Origin of the sequence: Pseudoalteromonas sp. NC201, assembly GCF_002850255.1 — a bacterium.
Lineage (GTDB): Bacteria > Pseudomonadota > Gammaproteobacteria > Enterobacterales > Alteromonadaceae > Pseudoalteromonas.
The window spans coordinates 899,517-917,885 of the sequence record NZ_CP022523.1 but is presented as its reverse complement, the minus strand read 5'-3'; the positions used below and the strand labels follow the sequence as shown (position 1 = coordinate 917,885).

The 18,369-nt window shown below is 40.4% G+C and carries 19 protein-coding genes and 2 pseudogenes; 5 read left to right on the top strand and 16 right to left on the bottom strand.

The genetic code is table 11. The features are described from left to right. The first annotated feature begins 181 nt into the window (after positions 1-181). The gene (locus tag PNC201_RS21945; protein WP_010603671.1) at positions 182-1,006 is read left to right on the top strand and encodes a hypothetical protein; all 825 of its coding nucleotides are present in this window, start codon (positions 182-184) and stop codon (positions 1,004-1,006) included. Positions 1,007-1,094: 88 nt separating this feature from the next. On the opposite strand, the gene PNC201_RS21940 is transcribed toward PNC201_RS21945, so the two are convergent. Then, complete coding sequence (locus PNC201_RS21940) at positions 1,095-2,249, bottom strand: iron-containing alcohol dehydrogenase (RefSeq protein WP_102058437.1); 1,155 nt, start codon at positions 2,247-2,249, stop codon at positions 1,095-1,097. A 10-nt stretch (positions 2,250-2,259) separates the two neighbouring features. Further along, complete coding sequence (locus tag PNC201_RS21935) at positions 2,260-3,123, bottom strand: type 1 glutamine amidotransferase domain-containing protein (RefSeq protein ID WP_102058436.1); 864 nt, start codon at positions 3,121-3,123, stop codon at positions 2,260-2,262. Between the two features lie 110 nt (positions 3,124-3,233). On the opposite strand from PNC201_RS21935, the gene PNC201_RS21930 reads away from it, so the two are divergent. Both PNC201_RS21930 and PNC201_RS21925 read left to right on the top strand, forming a co-directional pair. Continuing rightward, the gene (locus PNC201_RS21930; RefSeq protein WP_010603674.1) at positions 3,234-4,133 is read left to right on the top strand and encodes a LysR family transcriptional regulator; all 900 of its coding nucleotides are present in this window, start codon (positions 3,234-3,236) and stop codon (positions 4,131-4,133) included. Positions 4,134-4,221: 88 nt separating this feature from the next. Next, positions 4,222-4,455 (top strand): hypothetical protein, encoded by a 234-nt coding sequence (locus tag PNC201_RS21925; RefSeq protein ID WP_010369844.1) that lies wholly within the window; start codon positions 4,222-4,224, stop codon positions 4,453-4,455. Between the two features lie 164 nt (positions 4,456-4,619). Here the strand turns inward: PNC201_RS21925 and PNC201_RS21920 are convergent, their stop codons facing one another. The 6 genes and pseudogenes from PNC201_RS21920 to PNC201_RS21895 all read right to left on the bottom strand — a co-directional run bounded on the left by PNC201_RS21920 (position 4,620) and on the right by PNC201_RS21895 (position 8,059). After that, positions 4,620-5,111, bottom strand: coding sequence for a DUF7000 family protein (locus PNC201_RS21920; protein WP_010603675.1), 492 nt, complete (start codon positions 5,109-5,111; stop codon positions 4,620-4,622). 250 nt (positions 5,112-5,361) lie between these two features. Then, complete coding sequence (locus PNC201_RS21915; RefSeq protein ID WP_095727777.1) at positions 5,362-5,772, bottom strand: WapI family immunity protein; 411 nt, start codon at positions 5,770-5,772, stop codon at positions 5,362-5,364. 185 nt (positions 5,773-5,957) lie between these two features. Further along, a pseudogene (locus PNC201_RS23590) lies at positions 5,958-6,128 on the bottom strand (transposase); the annotation flags it as partial. Between the two features lie 17 nt (positions 6,129-6,145). Next, on the bottom strand, positions 6,146-6,415 hold the full coding sequence (locus tag PNC201_RS21905) for a Txe/YoeB family addiction module toxin (RefSeq protein ID WP_102058435.1): 270 nt from the start codon (positions 6,413-6,415) through the stop codon (positions 6,146-6,148). Further along, the gene (locus PNC201_RS21900) at positions 6,408-6,662 is read right to left on the bottom strand and encodes a type II toxin-antitoxin system Phd/YefM family antitoxin (protein ID WP_005526636.1); all 255 of its coding nucleotides are present in this window, start codon (positions 6,660-6,662) and stop codon (positions 6,408-6,410) included. Before PNC201_RS21900 ends, PNC201_RS21905 begins: the two co-directional genes overlap by 8 nt. 155 nt (positions 6,663-6,817) lie before the next feature. After that, positions 6,818-8,059 (bottom strand): AAA family ATPase, encoded by a 1,242-nt coding sequence (locus PNC201_RS21895; RefSeq protein WP_158299158.1) that lies wholly within the window; start codon positions 8,057-8,059, stop codon positions 6,818-6,820. Between the two features lie 400 nt (positions 8,060-8,459). Between PNC201_RS21895 and PNC201_RS21890 the strand changes: the two genes are divergently transcribed. Further along, complete coding sequence (locus PNC201_RS21890) at positions 8,460-9,491, top strand: IS110 family transposase (RefSeq protein WP_102058433.1); 1,032 nt, start codon at positions 8,460-8,462, stop codon at positions 9,489-9,491. Between the two features lie 481 nt (positions 9,492-9,972). On the opposite strand, the gene PNC201_RS23585 is transcribed toward PNC201_RS21890, so the two are convergent. From PNC201_RS23585 to PNC201_RS21850, 8 genes and pseudogenes are all read right to left on the bottom strand, one after another. Beyond that, positions 9,973-10,350 (bottom strand): hypothetical protein, encoded by a 378-nt coding sequence (locus tag PNC201_RS23585; RefSeq protein ID WP_095727780.1) that lies wholly within the window; start codon positions 10,348-10,350, stop codon positions 9,973-9,975. A 527-nt stretch (positions 10,351-10,877) separates the two neighbouring features. After that, entirely contained in the window at positions 10,878-11,744 is an 867-nt protein-coding gene (locus tag PNC201_RS21880; RefSeq protein WP_102058432.1) for a helix-turn-helix domain-containing protein, read from the bottom strand. A gap of 41 nt (positions 11,745-11,785) precedes the next feature. Continuing rightward, positions 11,786-12,649 carry a helix-turn-helix domain-containing protein gene (locus PNC201_RS21875; protein ID WP_102058431.1) on the bottom strand — a complete coding sequence of 288 codons (864 nt, stop codon included), beginning with the start codon at positions 12,647-12,649 and terminating at the stop codon, positions 11,786-11,788. Positions 12,650-12,693: 44 nt separating this feature from the next. Beyond that, positions 12,694-13,557, bottom strand: coding sequence for a helix-turn-helix domain-containing protein (locus PNC201_RS21870; RefSeq protein ID WP_102058430.1), 864 nt, complete (start codon positions 13,555-13,557; stop codon positions 12,694-12,696). 45 nt (positions 13,558-13,602) lie between these two features. Further along, a complete protein-coding gene (locus PNC201_RS21865; RefSeq protein ID WP_102058429.1) occupies positions 13,603-14,466 on the bottom strand; it encodes a helix-turn-helix domain-containing protein in 864 nt (287 codons plus the stop codon). A gap of 225 nt (positions 14,467-14,691) precedes the next feature. Continuing rightward, a complete protein-coding gene (locus PNC201_RS21860) occupies positions 14,692-15,312 on the bottom strand; it encodes a hypothetical protein (protein ID WP_045988336.1) in 621 nt (206 codons plus the stop codon). Positions 15,313-15,461: 149 nt separating this feature from the next. Further along, positions 15,462-15,734 (bottom strand): annotated as a pseudogene (locus PNC201_RS21855) (helix-turn-helix domain-containing protein); the annotation flags it as partial. Between the two features lie 271 nt (positions 15,735-16,005). Then, positions 16,006-16,881, bottom strand: a complete 876-nt coding sequence (locus tag PNC201_RS21850) for a helix-turn-helix domain-containing protein (RefSeq protein WP_102058427.1) — start codon at positions 16,879-16,881, stop codon at positions 16,006-16,008. 625 nt (positions 16,882-17,506) lie between these two features. Here PNC201_RS21850 and PNC201_RS21845 point away from each other — a divergent pair. Beyond that, positions 17,507-18,367, top strand: coding sequence for an alpha/beta fold hydrolase (locus tag PNC201_RS21845; RefSeq protein ID WP_102058426.1), 861 nt, complete (start codon positions 17,507-17,509; stop codon positions 18,365-18,367). Positions 18,368-18,369 lie beyond the last annotated feature (2 nt).

Sequence of the window (18,369 nt, the reverse complement as noted above, 5' to 3'; positions counted from 1 at the left end):
TTTAACACAACTCACCTAACATAGGTAAGACCCAGCCTTTGGAACTAAGTTTATAAATCAAACCAATCCAAAAGCAGTAAGCATAACAATTCTAAAGCTAGGTAAAAAGCCTGTATTTGATGTGGGTTGTGGGTGCTAAGGTCTATAAAAACATACTTTCTAATATAAAAGGATTATTTCTATGAAATTTCATTCAATCGCCGCAGTAGTAAGCTTAGCGTTATGTAGTGCAACATTTACTGTTGGTGCTACTGAACAAGAAGAAAAAACCGCGACAATCGGTGAGCAGATTTTAGATAAAGTAAAAAGTAAATTACTATCGGGGTTTGGTTCACTTTTAGCTGATGCTGTATTTGGTTCTGGTGGACCACAATACGTTATGCTGAGCGAAGAGAGCCTGCAGGCAATACAAGAGCGCGTTAGAGAAGAAATTGTACGTGATGCGGAGTTCGACTTTCTTTCTGAGTTTAGAAGCGTTGAAGCAAGCTTAAAACACTATGGCGATACCGTAAAATACAATGGAGAAGACCCTGTATTACTTGGTGGATTATTACTAAAAGCTAACGATCTGATAAATCACCGAGCTTTAAATAGTAGCTACAATGATGACTTTTTCTACCTTGCAGACACCTATGCCTTAGCAGCATCGGTTGTAGTGGCAGTGTATACTGAGCGTTATTTGGCTGGCATGGTGCCAAAAACAACCGTCGTTACCGCAGCTAAAAATCTAGCGGATCAGTTAAGCATAATGCTGGCACAGAAAAAGCAGGCGGACTTGCCACTTAGAAGCGGCTGTGAAGCACCTGACCCTTATTCTCAAATCGTTGAATATAAATGCTGGCTTAAAGACCCGTATGGTAACTATTTAGCATCGTACGTGGTAGAGCCACAATATCCAGATGATGTTGAATACTGGAATCGCAAAAAATCCCAAGCTGAAACAGAATACAGGCAAACCAAATTTAACAAAATTCAGGCTGTTATTGATCAACTAAGAAGCCTATAAAAAGCCGATGGAGTAAGATGGTTTAGTTACCTCTAAACCATCTTACTTTTGTTATCAAAGGGTAACACATTGCCACTGATTACTTGCTTTACAACGCCAGCATTAAAATCTCTTTCGCCTTCGCTAAATCAATATCGCCGTGCTCACCTAGTGCCGTCATGCCGTTCTTTTCTAGATTAGCGATAACTTCTTGTACTGCTTTTTCGTCTAATTGATAATCAGCTAAACGGGTTTGCACCGCCATCGACTCAAAAAAGTCTTGAACTGCTTTTATTGTTTGGTCAATTTGCTGCGCTTCGTCTGCGGCTGTAATACCAAATACACGCTCACCAAGTTGCTTGATTTTCTCGGCTTTTTTGTCTCGTTGCACATACATCACCGCAGGTAATACAATCGCAAGCGTTTGCGCGTGGTCAAGGTTATACAATGCCGTTAGCTCGTGACCAATCATATGGGTTGACCAATCCTGTGGCACGCCTTGACCAATAAGGCCATTTAGCGCCATAGTTGCAGACCACATAACGTTTGCTCTTACATCATAATTGTTAGGCTCGCTTAACGCCTTTGGCCCTTCGCTGATAAGCGTTTGTAAAATACCTTCTGCAAATCTGTCTTGCAGTGGTGCATTTACTGAATAAGTTAAATACTGCTCAATCACGTGAACAAACGCATCCACTACCCCATTACTCACTTGGCGAGGCGGCAGTGAATAGGTGTATTCTGGGTCAAGTACCGCAAACTGCGGCTGCACAGTTGGTGACGAAAACGCACGCTTTTGCGAAGTTGCCTTTTTTGTAACCACTGAGTTGCCGTTACTCTCAGAGCCTGTAGCAGGTAAAGTGAGCACAGCACCAATCGGTAATGGATTGCTAAAGCTTGCGCCCTTTACCAAAATGTCCCAAGGCTCACCGTCAAAATTCACGGCTGCCGCCACAAACTTTGCGCCGTCGATAACGCTGCCGCCGCCAACCGCAAGAATAAAATTCACATTATTTTGCTTTGTCGTCGCGACCGCTTGCATTAGCGTTTCATATGTTGGGTTTGGCTCCACACCACCAAATTCCACAACCTCAACACCTGTCAATGCATTCATTGCTTGGTCGTATACACCATTATTTTTAATCGAGCCGCCACCGTACAGTAGCAGCACCTTTGCAGCCTCCGGTAATCGTGAGGTGATTTCACGCATTTGGCCTTTACCAAAAAGAATTTCGGTTTGATTTTTAAATACAAAATTAAGCATACTCAATTCCTTACTGTTTAATATTCGGTTCTTTCGCTAACATTTCTAGCAGCTTTTCTGCTAGTAATGAGTCTGAAAACGGGTTTTGCCCCGTAATTAGCTCTCTATCAACAACCACTTTTGGCTGCCATGCATTTGCAAACTGCATTTTTCCTCCAGCCTGAGACATCGCGGCTGCTGGGTAAAAGTTGAGTTTTTCGCCATTTAACGTGCTTTCAAATACTTGTTCTTCTGGGTTCGAAAATATCGTCATTTGATATCCGTCATAAATCCAGTTTTTCGCTTGAACAGGTGACTGTGTTGTTAAACTCTGATAATACGCTTTTGGTTCACTTTGTGCCGAAAGCAACGTAATTGGGCCGTGGCAAATCGCAGCTGTTGGTTTATTCTCGCGGTTAAAATGGCGCAAAATTTCACCCACCTGCGGATTATTCGCCAAATCAATTAACGGTGCGTGTCCGCCTGGAATAAATACCGCATCAAATTCGTCTAGCCCCGCAGCAAGGATCTCGCTAAAACTTGCGGTATCATTAATATCTGGCAGGTTAGCAATAAATTTCTTGATGCTTTGTAATTTAGTCTCATCACCGCCGAAGTAATTAACCGACACTGATTTTTGATCAACAGCAGGGGCATTGCCTTTTGGTGTTGCTAATATCAGTTTATATCCAGCATCCACTAAAGCCTTTGCAGGTATCCCAAACTCGTTGAGGTAATAACCTGTTTCTATTGTCTCACCACTGGCAAGTTCCATAGAGGTTTCGCTCGAAAGTAACACTAATACTTCACCTTCACTTGCATGAGCGCTAAGCACATGTGTTGCACCCAATAACGATGACACCCACACCATCGTATTCACTATACTCTTTTTCATCCCGGCTCCTCATACCAGTTCAATATCGACGAGTTTAGGCGATTTGCGGACACAGGTGAATTCGGATAAATTGGTAGGAGCAATCAGAATATTTATGGCTCAAGTAATTTATGTCTCATCTCACCCAACTAAAAACCTTTGTGGAAGTATACCGCTGCAAAAATATCACCAAGGCAGCGGCCAACTTGGGGATGTCGCAGCCAGCTGTCACGGCACATATTCAAACCATGGAAGCGGTAGTAGGAAAAGCCCTGTTTGAACGCCAAGCAAGAGGGGTAAAGCCAACGCCAACAGCACATGACTTAGCGCTGCAGGTGTCTGGTCATATCGATATTTTAGAGCAGAAGATCACCTCAATTCGAGCGCGCTCCAACGCGGTGTTTGGCACACTAAATATTGCTGGCCCCGCGGAGTATTTAAGCTTTGTCTCCGGTCCACAAATCGCCAACTTATTGCAAGCGGGCAACATTAACGTGGTACTTCATATTGGCAATAAAATTAACATTTTCGACGCACTAATAAACGACACCGCCGACATCGCCATTGCCGCCTCTGCGCCAGATCCCACAAGCTTTGACTATTTAGTTCTAGACAAAGAGCAATTGTGGCTAGTGATGAACCGTTTAGAGGGCAGAGAAATTCAAGACAGCGATATTACCGCCGACTTACTCTCAAGCTATAATGTCGTCACGTACGATCAAGACTTACCTTTGGTTAGACAATACTTTGACCGTGTATTTAATGCGGGCTGCAACTCTAATGTCATCGCTATTTGCCCAGACATTAGAGCAATCGCTAACATCATTCGCTCTGGAATAGGTTACTCCGTCCTCCCCGATTATCTCTGCCGAGATCTCATAAAAGCAGGTGAACTGATCCAACTTGGCCCTGTAGGCCCTGAAAACAATATCTATCTAGTATGGAAAAAGGGCGCGTTAAAACACCCACGCATTGCTTTTGCAAAAGATGTGATCTCCGCCTTTGCTAATATTAATTATCTTTCGAATTAAAAAGTTGTAAAAAAATTATTTTCCGCAGATTTCTGCTGAGAATTCCTGTTACCTTGCTGTAAATTAAAAGAGACGGGTTGGAGCATCAATGGACTATCAAAGCCAATATCGTGACTTAACTATTTATTACGACGCACTAAAAAAAGCAACAAAGCAAAGTGAAGCGGTACCAGACACCACAGAAAAATGGCTGGCACTCGTAGAAACGACCTTATTTGAATTACAAGAGCTTGCCCATATGGAAAAGGCTTATATGCAAAAATCAAGAACGATGAATAACCTAATTGAGTTGGTATATTCCAGCGCCCCAAGCATGGACTAGCAACTACGGGTTATTGCTGTTGAGTTTTGCATTAACAAGAGTGCTACTACTAGCACTCTTTTTTTCGCTAGAAATAGAGTTAAACAGATTTAAAGTTTGAAAAGAAATTAGCTGCACATACTTTACGACGCGGATAACCTGCGAAAATTTATGTGTTAGGTGTACTATTGGTACACCTTCAATGTAGTAAAGATTTCCTCGGACAGTTCTGCAAACACACCGTGGATCCGCTCAGATAGCGCTTTTACATTATCGAAATCAGGGTCAGCAAGCATTAAAATTTCAAAGATTGACCACTCAGGCATAACATCTTGATCCACCCACCTAACCCCCTGTAACTTTGCCCAATAATCAATCTGAACATCCTTTGTTTGCCCAAGGAGCCAAAGTTCGAATTGCACCTCTTGATGGTTCAACACAACTGCCAATTTGAGCTTGTGTTTTTTAAGGTAATCGTTTTGCAGATAAAAGTATGTAAAGTCAATATATCCGTGTAACACGTTTGCGACTGTAAACTGGCCTTTATACTGCTTACTGAATTCAGCTCTGAGACTTTGAACAATAGAGACGAGATCCTTATAGGTTCTCTGCAGTTCGCCACTTGCAAATGCCATTTTATAGGCTGGAATTCGAGCACGAAGACTTTTATTAGACATGTTGTCCTCTGAGTTTTTCAGGCACATAGACAAAGTGATCCACACACGAAGCTAGCATTGCAAGGAGCCTGAGTCATCATTAGATTGCCAATATCATATCAAACAATCAAAGTCGAATGACGCTTCATATATCCCAAGCTCAAAAATCAAGAAGCAAAAATCAATGACACCCACCACAAATTTCAAGCCTTCATTTTCCTAACGTCAATGCAATTAGTGATGGGTATCACCAATCCATCCTTAGGCATTCTTATACCAAATTTTCTAAGAGCTCATCACAAACCAATTCTAATGCTGCAGCCTCTAGAGAAAATGCATCGATGTACTTCGACCAAAACCACTCTTTCCCTATCATAAACTGGTTTCCAAGTTCGATTTTTAGAACAAAATGGCCAAGGGCATCAACTGGTTTTATTAGCAACTCCAATTCATCAGGGCTTTCAGAAGTTAGTTTAGCTTCGCCCTTTAATGTACTTTTTAATGATTCAATATTTTTTATGAATTCCTGTACTTCACTTCCATCAGCCCATACGTCCTTTGTAAAAGTGAACCCGCTAGAGCTCAAAGTTAGCCGAAGATTGTAATCATAGTCGTACTCATCCGCTCCTCGGCTCAATACAACGATTTCTAATTTATGGCTATCACTTAAATTTATCTTCATACTTTAGGAATGCCTAACAAGCCTGTAGAATTGCTCATTTTTAATACATTTTGCATAGTGGTATCAACCTTAGCCGAGTTCTTTATTTGATTCAATCGTTTACTCTAAACGTCACTGTCATTTTTTTACTGTGTTTTATGAGGCTATAAGGCTGGTCTCTGTGGCTTTTTGAGGTTTAAAATGAGCTACACTTCTTTGTGTATTATTTTTTGCAACTTTTCTAGATTATGCACCAAGCAATACAACTTCCATTGCGCATTCACTTTCCCTTGCCCTCGTAATGTGAGTTTATTCATTCCTTTATTCACTATGATGTTGCCGAACACAGGTTCGATACACCTAATTCGCTTGCTGTATTATCGCCGCCTCTAATTTAGTAGTGGTAACGACACGAAATTATCGTTATCGCTTGATCATCAACTGCATAAACAAGCCTGTTAGTGTCATCAATACGACGAGACCAAAAACCAGATAAACTCTCTTTCAACGGCTCTGGTTTACCGATGCCCTCAAATGGGGAGCACTTAACATCATTGATGAGTTTGTTGATGCGCTTGAGTGTTTTCTTGTCTTGAGTTTGCCAATACAGATAGTCATCCCAAGCGTCATCAGTCCACGATAGTAAACGTTGACTACTACTCATCAATTAACTCTCGTGCTGTTGTTTTACCAGCACGGTACTGTGCAATCGAACGATTTAAGTGTTCAGCGTTTTGAGGAGAGCGTAGTAAGTGGACAGTCTCCATAAGGCTATTGTAGTAATCTAAAGACATAACCACAGCATCCTCAGAGTCACGACGTGTAATGACTGTTGTATCTGCGTCATTAACTACACCGTCTAGAACAGCTTTAAGACCATTTCTAGCTTCAGTAAAAGATACAATTCTCATAAGAACCTCTACATGTACATTTAATGGAACAAGTATAGTCTTCACCATTCTACTTGTACAGTAAATTGAGCATGTAATATTGATAAGGTAACCAACACTCCGCTCACCGGAATTTTGGGAGCGGAGTAAGTGAAATTTCCGAGTGTGGTGGCTTGTTACATTACGTCATCATCTGCATTCAAAGCCATCTTTAAGAAGCTAGGCATTCTTGGATCTGTGAATTGAAAGCACCCCCTCGCGGGCTTATACAGAATTGTCTTTTCACTCCCTTTGGTTAATTTTGTTAGTCTTCGGCTTAAAGTCTGCGAATCAACGATGACACCAAATTTACTTTTTAATTTTTCTCTTAACTCAGAGCTACGAAATTCAGGTGTATTACAATAAGAAGCTGTAAGAAGCAGGAACTTATACTCCTGTGGAGTGTTTAATACGCGAAGTGTAGACTCAAGCATTCTTTGTAATGCTCCCTCAGAATCCTTCACCGCTTCATTGAGTGCACTTTTGAGTACATCTTTTGTTATATGCTTATTGCCTCTAACGATTGCAGCCTCACCACATTTTAAGCTAATTAAATGAGTGAAGTGGGGGTATCCAGCACTTATATCTACTATTTTTTCGACAACGCTATCATCAGGGCGAAGATTTAAAGAATTCATGCCATTAAGAATTATCTTCTTAAGGTCTTCGTCGCACATTCGTTGCAATGAAACTTCTTTTAAGCATCTTTCTACTGAAGGATGACCAGCTGTTAACTCTTCCCCAGTAGCCGCTATACCTACCACCACCAATTTGAAATTGGACTTATGATCGCTAAGCAATTTAATAAGTTCTGCAATTTTTTTCTTATCGGATTCATCTTGAAGTGCGTCAGCTTCGTCAATAAGCATAATTCCTGAAAGGGACTTTAAGTGCTTCGCAACCCAAGATGGAGAGTCAGGTTTAAATGTGGTTACTATTGTAGTTTTTGTTTCCCTTTTAGTGGACAGGTCAGCCTTTGCGAAAACTGCATTTAATACTGCGCCACCACCTTGATTATGCGTTTGAGTTGCTTCTCTGAACGACAAATCAATCCCACATTTTTCAAGTGCTTCAACAAAAATAGAAGAGAAACTATCTCCAGAATCACAACGTTTCTCAAAAAAATGCCCGCGCTGAAGTTTATGTAAAATTAGTTTACAAGTAGTTTTCGCAAGAGATGTTTTCCCAACACCGCGATCACCGTAAAGAAGGATATGCTGGCCGGGAGAATTAATAACGCTGACTAATCTTGTTGCTTCATCTTCACGCCCAAAAAAATGAGATATTTCGTCAATCGGAATATGAGGCGTAAAAACATTTCTTATACCACTTTTAATAATTAAAGCCTCGTTATCGAGACCAAAACTTCCATTTGCCAACTTGATGCTCCTTTAGAAATTTAACAGCTAATTAGTATAAATTCTTTAATATCTCACTTATCCACAAGAGAAAAATCGCAATATTCAAGAAACTTTATTTAATAATTTTAGCAAATTACCAGTCAAACATTGTCATTCAACATACGAATTACCTGAAAAAACGAGTTATAACTTATCTGCGAGAAAAATTACTGACACCCACAAATTTCAAATATGGCTGGGTGTCATAACCTTAAGCTGATACCCTTCGTTCTGTAGTGTTAGTTATGGTGGGTGCCCACGTTAGTTCTGCTTCCTCAGCTTTGACGTTAATAGTAATGGGTGATGAGATGGACGCTCCCAAATCGGCGTCAATGCGCCAAACTGATAGTTGCAAACACAGTTATTAGGAGAGTCCATCATGAATAACGTTAGCACGCTTTCAATTGATCTAGCAAAAAATGTATTCCAACTTTTATCGTTTGATAAGCAAGGTAATAAATGTTTTTCCAGAAGGTTAGATAGAGCAAAGCTCTTGCAAACATTGACCCAATTACCTGCTTGTAATGTTGTTATGGAATCATGCTCAACGTCTCATTATTGGGGGCGGTACTGCTTACAAGCTGGGCACCAAGTTCAGCTTATCCCTGCGCAACATGTTACCCCTTTTGTCCGTGGCAATAAAAACGATAAAAATGATTGTATGGCGATTTATGAAGCGAGCCTTCGACCTAACATTCGCTTTGTTCCTGTAACAACAGAGCATCAACAAGCAATCCTAGCACTACATCGCTATCGGGAGCGGCTCATACATAATCGAACCGCCTGCATCAACCAAACATGTGGTTTGTTACTTGAATTTGGCATCGTCATCAAAAAGAGCTTAAAGTCTTTTCGTGCAACCATTGCTGATCTGCTCAACCGTAATTTACATGGAGCTTTAAATCTACTCCTCAGAGACGTTTATGAAGAAATGCAAAAGTTAGACGCCAATATTAAAAATGTAGAGGCACAATTTAAGCAGTTTAATGAACAGAGCCAAGCTGCTCAAATTATCCAATCCATCCCCGGAATTGGGATTATCAACGCATCGGCATTGAGTGCCACAATAGATAAAGGGCAAGCATTTTCTAATAAAAAGGAGTTGGCTGTGTGGCTTGGGATCACACCACGTCAATATGCTTCGGGTGAAACCAATAAGATGGGAGGGATCACCAAACGAGGTGATCGTTATCTAAGAAAACAACTCATTCATGGTGCCCGTACAGTGGTCAATCATGCGCACAAAAAGCAGGATGATTTAAACAAATGGATCAACGCATTGGTAGAACGTCGCGGTAAAAATAAAGCGGTGGTGGCCACGGCCCACCGATTGGCTCGCTTAATGTGGATATTGCTACAAAGAAATGAACCTTATAAAGCCCAATATACACAAAGTGAGGCGCAATCATGACTCAAATTATGGCTATTAAGGAGCCCGGTCGTGACAAGGGCCTCGAGCCCGAGTGGGTGTTTATGAGCCCTTGATAGCCATATTCTCATTGCTGTAAACATAACGATGAACAAAAGGTCAAACCTACCTAGTTAAACCCGTTATAGGCAAGGCATTCAATGCCGCGTGGGTGTATTCTACTTTTTGGGTGGCTAGGTTCGAAACTCATTAGGGGCGCTGAAAGTCAGTTAAGCCCGAATATATGTCAGAGCAGCACCTTATTTAGGGTGACTCAAAGTGACTGTTTATCAATACATACAAATAGTAAATGAGAGATAAATAAAAGAAGCAACAAGGCTGTTAAAACAACCTTGTTGGATGAGTATTACTTGACAGCAGCTGAGCGTCCATATATGTCACTTATTTTCTTCTTTCCTTATTTTCTTCTTATTTTGTGTTCTTATTTTTGTTTTTTTGCTGTTCTTTAAAAAGAACATATATGTTAAGTAACAGGCGAAACAGAGTTACTGCTATTGCTTTTCCATAACCACATGCACGCGCCAAGACAAAAGCCGAGAAAAAGTGTTTGTAGCTGCAATGCTATAGGGTCTTTAATAACTTGCATAGAATAGTAAGCCGCTGAATTAATAACTACGTCACTTATCATTATTATCAAAGTTAAAATTATCCCCAGATTTCTATTCTTTAGCAGAATATAAATAGCTAAAAAATCAATAACACCAAGGGATGTCCAGTATAAATTCACCCAATTTGGTGCAAACTTATATGGTAGAAGTCCAAAGTACACATTGTCAAAAATATGGGTGACACCACCAAGAGCAAGACACAGTGAAATAATTGAGATACAAAACTTTTCCATAAAGCTAAACTTATCCAGTTTTTCTGATTTTATACTAAAAAAGCACAAACCTACTGTTGCGCCCCTATTTCGTTAATTTATTAGGAGCGACTATTGTCAATGTTATGACCGCAATTATAACACCTTTCTTTAGGCAACCTATACCTATACCACCCCAGTATTACTTGATTTCTTCGGCACTTTTGGCACGAGTAAAAAATAGCTTTTAACACAAGTAAAACACCAACAAGCATTGAACCGATATAAAAAGGGTTAGTAAAGAAGTTATCAATCGTACCCCTATAAAATTGAAAACCTATAATGCAGGCTACGAGTAGAGCCAAATGAATCTTAAACTGTAAACTACGCTTCAATTTAACTCCTAAAAATTGAGCCGAAAAATCACTGACACCCACCGCAGAAGATTTTGTGTGCTTTTGCAAAGTAATCTATGATTTAACGCTATCCTCAAAGGGTTGAGGAGACCAAACTATAGCAGCAACTCATAAACGAAAAATCTGTATAATCGACATCAGATACTACCATTATTACTCAACATGTTCAGCCGATCTTGATACTTGATTACGTGCGATATAACCGATATAAAGTACCGCGACACACAGCAACATAGGCACTGATTTTAAGTAAGCAAAATAGTCATAAAAAAAGGTTACTTCCCAGAACACCTTTGCGGTTTCTTCGTTTATACCCATTCTATCTAGGTTACGGAGAAAGTTTTCCATCAATGCCAGAAAGTCTACGAAAGCTAAAACAATTGCTAGGAAATATAATGGCCCTTCAGCATAGTTTTTTTCAAAGACAGAAGCCGACTTTCCCCGAGTTAAAATAATAGCTATCTCGATACGATGCTTGAGTAAAAAGAGCAACAGTAGGCTGAGAGAAAACTGAATTGAAAACGCAAATATATTTTCTATAAAGTAGCTTTCCACAACAGGGAAGATCGCGATGCGAAGCATGTATATCGCTACAATTGCAAGAAAGTAAGGCACTGCAAAACATAACGTCAACAGCTGACTATTTTTGTCTTTGTAAGAGTAAAAGAACAAAACCAACAATAAGATAAATAAAATGGACTCAAAAATAATTACGCCAAAAGCCGATCCCAAGATAAGCGTAAGAATACTGCCCTTGTCCTTCATATTGTCTGGATACAGTCGTGAGAGCGCTTCGGTATCATCCAAAATATCAGCGAGTTTAACTCTACATAAGTCAGCAAACTTCATTAACGTACCAAGCTTAAAAGAGCTAACACCATTGAGATAGTTGTCTAGCGTTCGCATGCCAATCCCGAGGTGGCGACATATATCTTCTCGAGACATCCCGCGTTTATGCTTTAGACCTTTTATTAGCAGTCCTATGCGCTGGCTTACTTCATACTCTTCTGGCGTTTGCATCGACCTACCGTTTCCTGAATCTAATAATTAATCTATTGTTATTAAAAGTGTGATAGCTGCTGGCGGCTCTTCTTACGTGCAAGCAATCCAATATATAACAGAGTAATGCACAATAGTGTCGGAAAAGCTTTTAGATACGCAAAGTGGTCAAAAAAGAACGTAACTTCCCAGAATATTTTAGACGCTTCCTCATCCATACCTAGGCGATCTAAATTACGAAGAAAGTTTTCCATCAATGCAAAGAAGTCTATAAGCACTAACGTTAAAGCCAAGAAATACAATGGTCCTTCCACGTAATTTTTCTCGAATACCGAGGCTGATTTACCACGTGTGAAAAAAACTGAAAGTGCCATTCGGTACTTGAGCAGAAATAACAGCAGTAGGCTTGAGATTAACTGTCCACCGTAAGCATAAATATTCTCGATGTAATAGCTTTCAACCACAGGGAAAACAATATTTTTTAAGTAAAATACCATTACTGCATCTAGTGAAAGCACAACTGCAAAAATCAAAGTTAGCGATAAGCTATTTTGATCTTCTTTACATAAATAAACTAAGACAAAAAGTAAAATACAGGTGATCGGCTCAAAAACTGTAGCACTTACTACCGTAGTCATTAGCAAGGCTAGAATACTGCCCTTGTCCTTCATATTGTCTGGATATAGTCGCGAGAGCGCTTCGGTATCATCCAAAATATCGGCGAGTTTGACTCTACATAAGTCAGCAAACTTCATTAACGTACCAAGCTTGAAGGAGCTAACGCCATTAAGGTAGTTGTCTAACGTTCGCATGCCAATCCCGAGGTGGCGACATATATCTTCTCGTGACATCCCGCGTTTATGCTTAAGACCCTTTATTAATAGTCCTATACGCTGGCTTACTTCGTACTCTTGTGGCGTTTGCATCGCCCGCCATCTCCTTATTCCGTGATTTACTTATCGACTTATTATTACGCGCTTTGGGGCTGCTGCGTATTTCTTTTCCGTGCGAGTATTCCTGCATAGAGGAGTACTAAACTGAGTAATAATGGTACGGCCTTAAGATACCTAAAGTAATCGTAAAAAAAGGTTAACTCCCAGAATATTTTAGCTTTCTCCTCGTCGATTCCTAATCGTTCCAGATTACGAATAAAGTTCTCCATTAACGCCAAAAAGTCTATAGTGACTAGCATCATAGACAAAAAGTAGAGAGGAGCTTCAATAAGGCTTTTTTCGAAAACAGCTGCCGATTTTCCGCGAGTAACCAATACCGAGAACATCAACCTGTACTTGAGCAGAAGGAATAGTAACAGACTTAATGATAGGTGTAGCGAATATGCGTATACGTTCTGCATATAATAGTTTTCAGCTGCTGGAAAAGCGACATAGTTTAGCCAGTAGCCACCAATATTAGTTAGCACGTAGACCACAACAAAAATAGCAACTATGCATTGATTATTTTTATCTTTATGTGAGTAGCAAAGCAGTAAAATTAGTAAAACTAAGAAAACAGACTCAAAGAGCATAACGGAAGCAAGAGAACCCAAAAGCAATGTTAGAATACTGCCCTTGTCCTTCATATTGTCTGGATATAGTCGTGAGAGCGCTTCGGTATCATCTAAAATATCAGCGAGTTTAACTCTACAGAGGTCAGCAAACTTCATTAACGTACCAAGCTTAAAAGAGCTAACACCATTAAGGTAGTTGTCTAGCGTTCGCATGCCAATCCCGAGGTGGCGACATATATCTTCTCGCGACATCCCGCGTTTATGCTTTAGACCTTTTATTAGTAGCCCTATGCGCTGGCTTACTTCGTACTCTTCTGGCGTTTGCATCAGCCCGCCATCTCCTATTTCCGTGATTTATTTATCGACTTATTACTACGCACTTTGGGGCTGCTGCATATTGCTTTTCCGTGCAAGTACCCCTGCATAGAGAAGTGCTATACTAAGCAACATCAGCGGGGCTTTAAGGTATTCATAATAATCATAGAAGAAGGTCAACTCCCAGAATATTTTTACCTTCTCTTCATCCATTCCCAATCGATCTAAATTGCGAATAAAATTCTCTATTAGCGCACAAAAATCAACAACTGCTAGGATCAGAGCAAGGAAGTAAAGTGGAGCTTCAACAAGACTCTTCTCAAATACTTCGGAAGACCTTCCTCGCGTGATAAGCACCGCAAATTTCATTCTATATTTAATTAAAAAGAGCAGAAATAAACTTAGTGCCAAGTTTATTGAAAAAGCGTATACATTTTGAATGAAGTTATTAGCAGCTGTGGGGAAAACAAAGTATTTAAGCCAGTAACCAAATGCATTACTTAATGCATAGATCACTACAAAAATTGCGACCATACATTGATTGTTTTTGTCTTTGTGTGAATAGCAAAGCAACATAATTAGCAAAAACAAAGTGATTGACTCAAAAAGCATTGCCGTTGCAAGAGAGCCGAAAAGCAATGTTAGAATACTGCCCTTGTCCTTCATATTGTCTGGATATAGTCGTGAGAGCGCTTCGGTATCATCTAAAATATCGGCAAGCTTGACTCTACAGAGGTCAGCAAACTTCATTAACGTGCCAAGCTTAAAAGAGCTAACACCATTGAGGTAGTTGTCTAGCGTTCGCATGCCAATCCCGAGGTGGCGGCATATATCTTCTCGAGACATCCCGCGTTTATGCTTAAGGCCCTTTATTAGTAGTCCTATACGCTGGCTTACCTCGTACTCTTCTGGCGTTTGCATCGCCCCACATTCCCCTTTAATCAAACCACAAAATTAACCCAAACATTACATTTTGTTTAATATAAAGACAAGTGGAATAACACTAACTTATGAAAAAGCGTACACTTTCAAGTAGATGATAATAACGTATCTATAATGGTTATCAGAGAAGGATACTTTGGAACATATTGGAACATAAAAGCGAGCGCAATACCGGAAACATACTGCGCGCCCCTGAACCTCTGACTAACTCTGGATTGGTTGTCTCTTGGTTCGTACCACCAAGCCTACATAAAGCATTGTTACACACAACAACATAGGCACTGCTTTCAGGTACGGAAAATAGTCGAAAAAGAAAGTAACGTCCCAAAAAGTCTTCGCTAGCTCTTCATTCACTCCTAAATGCTCTAAATTGCGAAGAAAGTTTTCCATCAAAGCCATAAAATCGATAAATACCAGTAATATTACTAAGAGATATAGAGGACCTTCGACATGATTTTTTTCAAATACTGATGCACTTTTGCCTCTAGTAATCAAAACAGCGATTGTCATTCGATGCCTGAGTAAGAACAACAATAATAGGCTTAAAGTTAACTGGATTCCAAAAGCGTAAATGTTCTCTACATAGTAGCTTTCTACCGCTGGAATAATAACATACGTTATAAAGTAAACCATCACGGTATCGAGGGCAAAAGTTATAGCAAAAATTAGGGTTAACAGTAGACTATTTTCATCTTCCCTTGATAAGAAAACAAGCGCAAAAAGTAGCCCACAAGTAATTGGCTCAAATATTGTTGACCCTGCAAAAAAAGCTAGCAATAGCGCAGCGACACTAGTTAACAACGATAAATTAAACAGACTTCTCATGCGTTCAACCTTGGCTTTTTTCTTCCGGCGGCGTAGATTCCGCTTGCTGATTTTTAGGCCCGCTTCCAGTTACAAGACCTGCTCCAGATATTAATTTGCACAATGAGCGACTAAGGGCTATTTTTATCGGCTTTTTCTGTGCAGCCTTCATTGTTCTTTTCCTCATGTTTTTCTCCATACAGGCCTGAGAGCTTATCTGTATCTTCTAAAATATCTGATAACTTTACTTTACAGATTTCAGCAAACCGAAGCAATGTCCCAAGCTTAAAGGAGCTAGAGCCATTTAAATAGTTATCAAGGGTCCTGTCACCCACACCTAAACGCCGGCTAACCTCTTCTCGGGTCATCCCTTTTTTGCGCTTTAGCCCCCGTATCAATCGGCTGATACGCTGACTCACCTCGTATTCTTCTGGCGTCTGCATCGCCCCACCATATCTCTCAATCACCCCAACCAAGTTAACCAAAAGTTTACATCCAGTTAAATATAAAGACAAGTAGATGACAGTACTATTTTTAGGTGCACACTCGCAAAACAACCCAAAATAGAAACAAACTTATCATTATATTTGAATTTTTGGTATCAATCGATTTAAGCAACCCTCGCTAAACCTGCTTATTTGTTGTTTTGCAGACCATTAAAATCAATAATTAAAAACACACAGACTTCTCTATTTTTATGGGAAAACCTTCACATTATTGTGTAGGCGCAGCATTTGCTTTATCTAAAACCTGCTTACGGCGCGCTGTTATTCCTGCGTATAAAACAAACATACAGAGCAGATAAGGCACGGCCTTAATATAAGCAAAGTAATCATAAATAAAGGTCAGCTCCCAAAATGGTTTGGCAACTTCTTCATCTATACCTAAACGCTCTAGGTTACGGATAAAGTTTTCCATCAATGCGGCAAAATCAATCAAAGCTAACGTACATGCGAGTGCATAAAGCGGCGCATCTACTTGGTTCTTCTCAAAAATACTGGCTGAATTCCCTTTGGTAAACCATGCACCTAAGAACATTCTGTATTTGATCATTAGCGCCAGCAGTAAACTCAGTAAAAGTTGAGTTGCAAAAGCATAGATATTTTCAATGTAATAGCTTTCAATAGCTGGGAAGACGACATAATTCAACCAGTATGCAACAACGATTTCCAACGAAAAAGCAAATATAAAAATTGCAACAATGCTCTGACTATTCTTGTCATTACGCGCATAAAACGATAACAAAATAAGAAAAGCAAATAAGGTAAATTCAAGCACCATAACGCCGACAAAATAGCCTGTAAATAGCAAAAAGATATTGCCTTTGTCTTTAATATTCTCAGGATACAAGCGCTTCAGCGCGTCGGTATCATCCAAGATATCAGCCAGTTTTACCTTGCAAAGATCCGCAAACTTTAACAATGTCCCAAGTTTAAATGAGCTCACTCCGTTTAGGTAATTATCTAACGTGCGCGAGCCTATACCTAAACGTTTACACACATCTTCTCGGGTCATACCTCTGGTACACTTTAACCCAAGTATTAACCTACCTATCCGCTGGCTTACCTCATATTCCTCTGGCGTTTGCATCTGTCCACCATTGTTTTACGTTAGCTCCCTTGAAATTAACCCAAACATTACATTTAGTTAAATATAAAGACAAGCTTCTCTCGATAAATTGCAATGAAAAAACAATAAAACACTCAATACTTCACCAACTTTACGTAATTTGAAACATTTTCATCGTTTTTCACGCCTAACCGTTCTTTAAAGACAAACTTTATTGAGGGTACACCCCTCATAGCCCTAAGTAATCCGCAGCCGGCGTTTTAAAAAGATCGCTGGGTAAACCAGCTCCTACATGGAGGTGTATCGCTGGGTAAAACAGCTCCTACGCGAGGTGTATCGCTGGGTAAACCAGCTCCTACGCGGAGGTGTATCGCTGGGTAAACCAGCTCCTACGCGGGGTGTATCGCTGGGTAAAACAGCTCCTACGCGGAGGTGTATCGTTGGGTAAACTTGCTCCTACGCGGAGGTGTATCGCTGGGTAAACCAGCTCCTACGCGGGGTGTATCGCTGGGTGAACCAGCTCCTACATGGAGGTGTATCGCAGAGTAAACCAGCTGCAATATTAAAAGGTGATTGTTATGCTTTACAAAAAAGTACAGTTGTTCTATTTTAATAAAAGTACAAGTGTTCTTTTTTAGAGGTCAGGATGAAATTCAGCTACTTTAACGACAAAGACGGCTCACTTATTACCAAGATAAGTCGGGGTGTCACAGGGCTTATGTGCACGCTTGCGCCACCTATTACTTCGAGGTTAGGTCAGGTACTACTGATGAGTCCGCATGGTAAGCGTCAGTATCAGTTTAAAAATAAAAAACCCAATGGTGAGTTCAATATTCTTACCTCGCTAGGTCGCGTTCATGTAAACGTGTTTGGCCTTGGTCCGAAGACCGTTGTGTTAAGTCATGGTTGGGCCGATAACAGCAGTTGCTTTGATACTTTGATCCCTGAACTCGTAGCAGCGGGATTTTGCGTTGTGGCGATTGATCATGTTGGTCATGGACAATCTCATGGTAAGCAAGCCCATTTGCTGGCTTTTGTTGAAGCACTGGATACCCTGATTGAGAAGCTAGAAGCCGATCGCCATGATATCGTGGCTTTGGTGGGGCATTCTATGGGCGCTGTGGCGCTGATGAACTTACCGGATTATCGCCTAGAAAATCGTGTGGTTATAAATGTTGCAACTCCCGTGCAGTTTTTTGAGCTGATGTTTGAGCGCGTTGCGCGAGCGGGTATTTCTGAAAAAATGCTGCACCAAGTGTTAGGCGCTATCACCACAAGATATGGCACGCATTGGCATTTGATCCGAGATAAATTCCACGACGGTGTACTTAAGTTTAAGCCGACATTTATTCACGATACCGAGGACCGATTTGCGCCATTTGAACACGTAGAGTCGCTTATCGCTGCCACTCCTGAGCGTTTAATCCAAACCTCAGGCCTTGGACATCGCCGCATTTTAGGCGATACTGGCGTTATTCAACGTATTACTCAAAAAATAACTGCATAAGT

What these genes read in the sequence shown, in the direction of transcription:
- PNC201_RS23585 (WP_095727780.1), bottom strand. Translation starts at nt 10,350, where the DNA reads ATGGAAAAGTTTTGTATCTCAATTATTTCACTGTGTCTTGCTCTTGGT.
- PNC201_RS21905 (WP_102058435.1), bottom strand. Translation starts at nt 6,415, where the DNA reads ATGAGTAGTAGTCAACGTTTACTATCGTGGACTGATGACGCTTGGGAT.
- PNC201_RS21920 (WP_010603675.1), bottom strand. Translation starts at nt 5,111, where the DNA reads ATGTCTAATAAAAGTCTTCGTGCTCGAATTCCAGCCTATAAAATGGCA.
- PNC201_RS21945 (WP_010603671.1), top strand. Translation starts at nt 182, where the DNA reads ATGAAATTTCATTCAATCGCCGCAGTAGTAAGCTTAGCGTTATGTAGT.
- PNC201_RS21860 (WP_045988336.1), bottom strand. Translation starts at nt 15,312, where the DNA reads ATGAGAAGTCTGTTTAATTTATCGTTGTTAACTAGTGTCGCTGCGCTA.
- PNC201_RS21845 (WP_102058426.1), top strand. Translation starts at nt 17,507, where the DNA reads ATGAAATTCAGCTACTTTAACGACAAAGACGGCTCACTTATTACCAAG.
- PNC201_RS21890 (WP_102058433.1), top strand. Translation starts at nt 8,460, where the DNA reads ATGAATAACGTTAGCACGCTTTCAATTGATCTAGCAAAAAATGTATTC.
- PNC201_RS21900 (WP_005526636.1), bottom strand. Translation starts at nt 6,662, where the DNA reads ATGAGAATTGTATCTTTTACTGAAGCTAGAAATGGTCTTAAAGCTGTT.
- PNC201_RS21940 (WP_102058437.1), bottom strand. Translation starts at nt 2,249, where the DNA reads ATGCTTAATTTTGTATTTAAAAATCAAACCGAAATTCTTTTTGGTAAA.
- PNC201_RS21925 (WP_010369844.1), top strand. Translation starts at nt 4,222, where the DNA reads ATGGACTATCAAAGCCAATATCGTGACTTAACTATTTATTACGACGCA.
- PNC201_RS21850 (WP_102058427.1), bottom strand. Translation starts at nt 16,881, where the DNA reads ATGCAAACGCCAGAGGAATATGAGGTAAGCCAGCGGATAGGTAGGTTA.
- PNC201_RS21865 (WP_102058429.1), bottom strand. Translation starts at nt 14,466, where the DNA reads ATGCAAACGCCAGAAGAGTACGAGGTAAGCCAGCGTATAGGACTACTA.
- PNC201_RS21930 (WP_010603674.1), top strand. Translation starts at nt 3,234, where the DNA reads ATGTCTCATCTCACCCAACTAAAAACCTTTGTGGAAGTATACCGCTGC.
- PNC201_RS21915 (WP_095727777.1), bottom strand. Translation starts at nt 5,772, where the DNA reads ATGAAGATAAATTTAAGTGATAGCCATAAATTAGAAATCGTTGTATTG.
- PNC201_RS21875 (WP_102058431.1), bottom strand. Translation starts at nt 12,649, where the DNA reads ATGCAAACGCCACAAGAGTACGAAGTAAGCCAGCGTATAGGACTATTA.
- PNC201_RS21880 (WP_102058432.1), bottom strand. Translation starts at nt 11,744, where the DNA reads ATGCAAACGCCAGAAGAGTATGAAGTAAGCCAGCGCATAGGACTGCTA.
- PNC201_RS21935 (WP_102058436.1), bottom strand. Translation starts at nt 3,123, where the DNA reads ATGAAAAAGAGTATAGTGAATACGATGGTGTGGGTGTCATCGTTATTG.
- PNC201_RS21870 (WP_102058430.1), bottom strand. Translation starts at nt 13,557, where the DNA reads ATGCAAACGCCAGAAGAGTACGAAGTAAGCCAGCGCATAGGGCTACTA.